Raw genomic sequence first — 6,038 nt, 5'->3', positions numbered from 1 at the left:
GGCCCCCGGAGGCCAGGGCCAGGCCGGTTGTTGCGGCGGCCCGCCCGGATGGGCGCCGTACGCGCCGTACGGGTTGGGGCTCGCGGCGGGCTGCGGTTCGTGCACGGGGTGAGCGGGCACCTGGGGCGGCACGACGGGGGCCGGCCGATCCGGGACCCCTGCGGGCTGATGCGGCAGTACCCCGGTGCTCGGAGGCAACGGCAGTTCGGCCAGAGGCTGGTTGCTGAACCGCTCGAGTTTCACGATGTTCGGGTTGCACACGGCGGTGCGGGTCCTGACAGATCCGTCCGGTCCGCGTTCCACGAAGACGAGGCTGAATTCCGCGAGCCCTTGCAGCTGCGTCGGTTCCAGCACGTATTCGTACACCCGCTGCGTCGTCGTCCCGTCGCTCGTGTTGACGCTCGTGCCTTCTGTGTGCGACGTCGACTCGTTGGTGCCGAACGTCCTGCTCGTGCTCCGGTTCTCCGACTCGGTGTAGCTGCCGCCCTCGCTGGAACCACTGGTACCGCTGGTCGGGAAGCCGGAGCCGTCGGAGTAGGTGCTGGAGGAGCTGGTGCCCCAGTTCGTCCCCCAGGACCGGGAGAAGCCGACCGATGTCGAGGTGGAGGTGGAGGTCCCCTTGGTGACGGCCACCGAGCTGTTGACGCTCTCGCCGCGGGTGTCGGTCAGGGAGTGCAACGTGAACCGGTACTCGCGGCCGAGGAAGTCGGCGGCGACACCGGCTTCCTGGTGGTTTCCGAGTCGCATGAACGCCACGGCGCCGCCACCGATCATGTCGCGTGCGGTCTCCCGCAGATGAGCGTGCATGACGGTCAGCTGCGCGCCGCGCCACTCACAGACACTCGCGAGCTGCTCCAGGTGACGCCGCTGCACCTCATGCTCTCCGAGCGCCACCACGACGGCCGGTGCCTGCTCGTCGAGTGTCGAGAGGCGACGCGCCACACTGAGGATGGCCAGGTCGGTGAGGAGTTCGATGCTGGCGCTGCCCGTCGTACGGTCGAGGCTGAGACAGGTGAGGTAGCCGGGGCCGCGCCCCGCGCGCTCGCTTCCCAGATGCGCCAGCGGCTGGATGAACGACTCCAGCCGCATCAGTCCCTCGCGTATCTGGTCCTTGTTCTTGTCCGTCAGCAGATCGTCGGATATGCGGTTGCGCTCGGCACGGGTCAGACAGCCGCTGTCGTCGAGATCACCGAGCAGCGCCCGCAGTCCAGCGGCGATCCTTGCCGGTGTGACGTCCTCACCGAGGGCGTCACAGAGCCGGTTGAGGATCCGGGTGTCCATACTTCGGCCCGCTCGGGTGGCCTCCGATTCGTCCCCGTACACGGCTTCGACGAGCGCGTCGACCAGTTCGTCCGGCCGGAGGCCGTCGAGGATGCTGCTCTGCGGCTGCTGACTGGGCAGCAGCTGCACATCGACAGGGGCGCCCATCCGGGCAGCGAGGACCGACAGCTCCCGGCAGATCTGGGTCTGCGTCAGGTCCAGGACGATCAGCGGACGCTCGCGCAGCGTCGATGCGCCGAAGACGGTGAGGAAGCCTTCCCGGCTGCGCCGGCTTCCGCCGAACACATCGAGACGCGGGGTGCCGGCCCCGATGGGCAGGGCGCCCCAGAGATCGAGTCCGCGAATGCGCTGGTCCTCGGCGTACTCGAACTGGCCCTTGGCTTGGGTCCACGCCGCCGACTCGTGCTGGTACCGCTGTGCCAGCTCGTGGCGGACCTGCTCCAGCTTCTGATCGGCCGTTGTCGCCGCGCCCCCGGACAGGGTGTGGACGAGGACGGCGCCCGCGGCGGTGATGGCTGCCAGCACCAGCCCGGTCGCAGGGATGAACACCGAGATCACCAGGAAGAACGCGGTGAGACCGCCGCCGACCTTCAGCGCGGTCCCCTTCCGGTCCGCGGTGTTCAGCCGAGCAGCCCGTGCCCTGTTCAGCAGCATCTCGGGCACGTCGGCGAGTGCGGGCGGCGGCTGGGTGAACGCGTGGCGGTGGGCTTCCGCATCACGGTAGACCCAGCCGATCCGCTGGCCCGGATCGAACAGCCGGATCAGCGGCTCGGCTTCCATGCGTGGTTCGTCGGGTTGAACGGTCATGACATGAACTCCTGGTCGGGCACGTTGCTCAGCCGGCTGCCGCAGCGAACTTCTCCAGTTCGCGGATGCGCTGATGCATCGGAGGGTGCGAGGCCATGAGACGGGCGACGAGGTTGTCGTCGGCGCCGGCGGAATCGGCACCCGACGCCTGCCATTCACTCAGCACGGCGTGCAGCAGCGGGCCGTAGCCCAGTTCCGCGGCCGTCCGGTCGGCACGCAGTTCGGCCGTGCGTCCGGCCCAGGCAAGCAGGTACGGCGTCACGAGCACGATCAGCAGCGGCGGGAAGGAAACCGCGACGGCAATCACCACGGCCACGAAGATGAGGCCGACCAGGCAGCCGAGGAGCGGGAGGACCTGGGCGACGGCGGCGACGATGCGGAGCACCACACGAGCCAGGAACATGGCGATCCTGCCCGGGAGGGCGTACCACTCGCCGAGCAGGCCGGCCCAGGCGTGGCCCCCGAGATGGTGGCCGAGCTCATGCGCGAGGACCGCCGCGAGCTTGTCCGGCGCGAGACGGGTCAGCGACCAGCGGGTCACACCCACCATGTGACCGGCGGCGGCAAAGGCGTTGATCTCGTCCTTGTCCTCTATCCAGAGTTCGTACGCCGGGTTCGTGATGTTTGCCCTGCGCGTGACGTCGTCCCACAGCGGGCGCAGCACGGCGAGCTCGGCTCCGGTCGGTTCACGCCACCGGAGCACCGTTTTCGCGAACAGCCTCTCGGCGGGACGGTAGAAGACGAGTACGCCCGAGGCCAGCCAAGCGATGATGAAGACCACATCGACCCCGGAGGGCATCAGCGCAGCGAGCAGCCACATCACCAGGAGGCTGCCGAGGAAGTTCGGCAGCATCAGCAGCAGGGTCGTCAAAGCCGTCGCATCGGCCCGGCGGTGGACCTGCTGGGCGACGGCGTACGGGTCATGGCCGGGCGCGTACTCATGTGCTGGAGGAGCTGTGGGTGCCTGCGCGGGGGGATAGCCCGGCGCGGGGGCCGGGGCGTGTTGCTGTGGTGCCTGCCCGGCGTATCCGCCGAGGAGATTCGGCTGCTGCGGAGGCGGGGGAGGCTGATGGCCCACCGGCTGCTGCGGTACGAAACCGGATTGTGGAACGAACCCTTGGGCGTGCTGCCCGTACACCGGGGGCTGCTGCGGAGGGAAGCCGGGCTGGGGTCCGTATCCGGGCTGAGGCTGAGGCTGTGATCCGTATCCGGGCTGAGGCTGGGGCTGGGACGGCGGCTGGGGTCCGTATCCGGGCTGAGGCTGGGGCGGGGGCTGGGGAGGGAACCCCTGAGGCGGCTGCCCGTACACCGGGGGCTGCTGCGGCGCGTACGGGGGTGGCGGAGCGTATCCCCCTTGCTGTGGCGGGGGCGGGGGCGGGAGTTGCTGCTGCTGTTCGCTCGACGTGTACGGATCCGTCGGGTCGCTCACCAAGGTTCCCTTTCAGGGCCGCGGCACCACACCGGTTGCACTGGCCGCGTAGACGAGGGCCTCGGCAACTGCTTGTGCGAGGCCAGCGCGGACAGACGTGTTGAATCCCGTCTCCCTCCCCCGGCATTGGCAGCAGTCGCACTGGCCTTTGAAGAACGCCCCATCGTGATCCACTCGAACGGGTCCTGTCCACTCGCTGAGTTGACAGGCGACGCCAGGGCTCACAGCAGAGGCTGATGGGATACGCCCAGGCCGCGGCGGGTGCGGTGAGTACGGCCCAGCGACGCAGCGGGTCGCCGTGACCCGGGAGGGCAATCGGGCCAGACTGTGCGGCTCTCCGGCGTGGCCGTTGAACGTGGCGCGGCCCGGTCCCGTAGAACAACACGAGCGGGCCCGAAACGGGGCCGACCATGGAAAGGGAGCCGGCATGACCGGAACGCAGGGACCCGCGCGCACCGTGGCGCGACGCACTGTCTTCGCGGCGGCGGGCGGCGCCGGACTCGCCGCGGCGCTGACGGCGTGCGGCGGATCGGACAGCTCGGGCAGCGTGAGCGAGACGCCGGCGGGCGCCGGAACGACCGGCGGTACGACCGGCGGTACGGGCGGCACGACGGGCGGCAGCACGGGGGGAAGTACAGGCGGCAGCACCGGGGGCAGCACGGGTGGCACGACGGGCGGTGGCGGTGGCGGGCAGGTGCTCGCCAAGGTCGCGGACATCCCCGAGGGCGGTGGCAAAGTCATCGGCGATGTCGTGGTGACACAGCCGACGGCGGGCAGTTTCAAGGCCTTCTCGTCCAAGTGCACCCACCAGGGCTGCGCGGTGAAGAGCGTCTCCGACGGCATGATCAACTGCCCGTGCCACAACAGCATGTTCGACGCGACGGACGGCAGCGTGAAGAGCGGTCCCGCGACCTCTCCGCTGCCGGCCGCTTCGATCGTCGTGGACGGGGACTCGATCAAGCTCGCGTGACCCGTGTGACGCGCGCGTGACCCGTGTCAGGCGCGCGTCGCGCGGCGCGGGCGTTTCCAGCACGCGAGCACGTCGTCGGTGGTCGTGACGGTGGCGACGAGGGCGAGCGTGTTCCTGATCATCGCGGGGGTGTACTCGGGGGGCACCCCCGCGATGGCGTCCGCGGGCACGACCGCCGTGTAGCCGAGGTTGACGGCGTCGAACACGGCGTTCGGTATCGCCACATTCGCCGAGACTCCCGCGACGACGAGGGTCCGGCAGCCCAGATTCCGCAGGAGCGCGTCGACGTCCGTGCCCGCGATCGGTGACAGCCCGTGCAGCCTGCGGACGACGATGTCCTCGTCCGCGACCTCGATCGGCTCGGCGACACGGACCGCCCGGCTGCCGGAGTGCTGCTGCACGGGGAGCCGCTCGGCGGCCCTGAACAGGCGCGCGTTGCGGTTCGCGCCGCGACCGTCGGGCCGCCGCTCCGCCACCGCATGCAGGACCTGCACACCGGCCGCGTGCGCGACGGCGACCAGCCGGGCGACATTGTCCAGGGCGCCCGACGCGCGGGCCACCGCCGCGAGTTCGGGCAGTGCACTGTCCTCTCCGACAACGCCCTGCTGGCACTCGACGGTGAGCAGCACCGTGCCTGCCGGGTCGAGCTGTTCCACCAACTGTTCGAACGAAGGCACGACTCCGCCCTTCTCGTCGACGCTTCTCCTGGGTGACCGGGCGCGCGACGGTAACCGCCATTGCGCCATGAGGGAAGAGCGCCCATGATTTCTGACACTCAGTCAGAGAATTTGGCCGCTATCACGAGGAGGGCCACGATGGCCGTCACACAGCGCCGGGGCCGACGGATCATGATGAGTCCGGCCGAGCTGGACGCGTTCCTCGCCGAGCAGCGCACCTGCCGGGTGGCGACGGTGTCCGCGGACGGACGGCCGCATGCGAGCGCCCTCTGGTTCGCCTGGGACGGGACGTCTCTGTGGCTGTACTCGATCACGCGCAGCCGGCGCTGGACCGAGCTGCGCCGGGATCCACGGATCGCGGTCGTGGTGGACTCCGGGGAGGAGTACGGGGAACTGCGCGGCGTGGAGCTCTCGGGCACGGCGGTCTTCGTCGGCGAGGTGCCCCGCACCGGCGAGCCGTGCCCAGAACTCGACGTACCGGAGCGGCTGTTCGCGCGGAAGAACTTCGGGCTGGACACCATGCCGCACGACGGCCGGCACGCATGGGTGCGACTGACGCCGGACGCGATCGCGTCCTGGGACTTCCGCAAGCTCGCGGGGCTCTGAGCACGGAGGGACGCGGACGCTGCCCGGACGCGGCCGACGCCCCACGCCCCCCCGGGCTCTGGGCCCAGGCCGCCCGGACGCCCCCGGGCCCGGCCCAGGCCGCCCGGACGCGGCCCGGGCCCCATCCTCCGCGGACCCGGGCAACGGGGCTCAGACCGTGGCCGCCGACTGCCGCAGCGCCTCCACCGCCGCGCGGATCGAGGGCCGGCGGTCCGCGTCGCTGCGCCAGACCGCGTAGATGTGCCGGAGCATCTTCTGCCGTACCGGT

General features: G+C 70.5%; 5 protein-coding genes and 1 pseudogene. 2 read left to right on the top strand and 4 right to left on the bottom strand.

Annotated features, from left to right (window positions below; translation table 11 throughout):
• Both ACWGI8_RS37500 and ACWGI8_RS37495 read right to left on the bottom strand, forming a co-directional pair.
• A partial coding sequence (locus ACWGI8_RS37500; protein WP_453667910.1) for a hypothetical protein occupies positions 1–2,088 on the bottom strand: 2,088 nt, incomplete at its 3' end.
• A 28-nt stretch (positions 2,089–2,116) separates the two neighbouring features.
• Positions 2,117–3,166 carry a M48 family metalloprotease gene (locus tag ACWGI8_RS37495; protein ID WP_453667909.1) on the bottom strand — a complete coding sequence of 350 codons (1,050 nt, stop codon included), beginning with the start codon at positions 3,164–3,166 and terminating at the stop codon, positions 2,117–2,119.
• Positions 3,167–3,944: 778 nt separating this feature from the next.
• Here ACWGI8_RS37495 and ACWGI8_RS37490 point away from each other — a divergent pair.
• The gene (locus tag ACWGI8_RS37490; protein ID WP_453667908.1) at positions 3,945–4,487 is read left to right on the top strand and encodes a Rieske (2Fe-2S) protein; all 543 of its coding nucleotides are present in this window, start codon (positions 3,945–3,947) and stop codon (positions 4,485–4,487) included.
• A 26-nt stretch (positions 4,488–4,513) separates the two neighbouring features.
• On the opposite strand, the gene ACWGI8_RS37485 is transcribed toward ACWGI8_RS37490, so the two are convergent.
• A complete protein-coding gene (locus ACWGI8_RS37485) occupies positions 4,514–5,164 on the bottom strand; it encodes a cysteine hydrolase (RefSeq protein WP_453667907.1) in 651 nt (216 codons plus the stop codon).
• Between the two features lie 138 nt (positions 5,165–5,302).
• Between ACWGI8_RS37485 and ACWGI8_RS37480 the strand changes: the two genes are divergently transcribed.
• A complete protein-coding gene (locus ACWGI8_RS37480) occupies positions 5,303–5,770 on the top strand; it encodes a pyridoxamine 5'-phosphate oxidase family protein (protein ID WP_453667906.1) in 468 nt (155 codons plus the stop codon).
• A 150-nt stretch (positions 5,771–5,920) separates the two neighbouring features.
• Here the strand turns inward: ACWGI8_RS37480 and ACWGI8_RS37475 are convergent.
• Positions 5,921–6,038 (bottom strand): annotated as a pseudogene (locus ACWGI8_RS37475) (LysR family transcriptional regulator); the annotation flags it as partial.

The organism is Streptomyces sp. NPDC054841, from assembly GCF_053611045.1.
The sequence above is the reverse complement of the archived record's forward strand: the minus strand, read 5'-3'. Positions and strand labels throughout refer to the sequence as shown.

Excerpts from the sequence above, each read along its gene's own strand:
- ACWGI8_RS37480 (WP_453667906.1), top strand. The coding sequence starts at position 5,303 with ATGGCCGTCACACAGCGCCGGGGCCGACGGATCATGATGAGTCCGGCC.
- ACWGI8_RS37490 (WP_453667908.1), top strand. The coding sequence starts at position 3,945 with ATGACCGGAACGCAGGGACCCGCGCGCACCGTGGCGCGACGCACTGTC.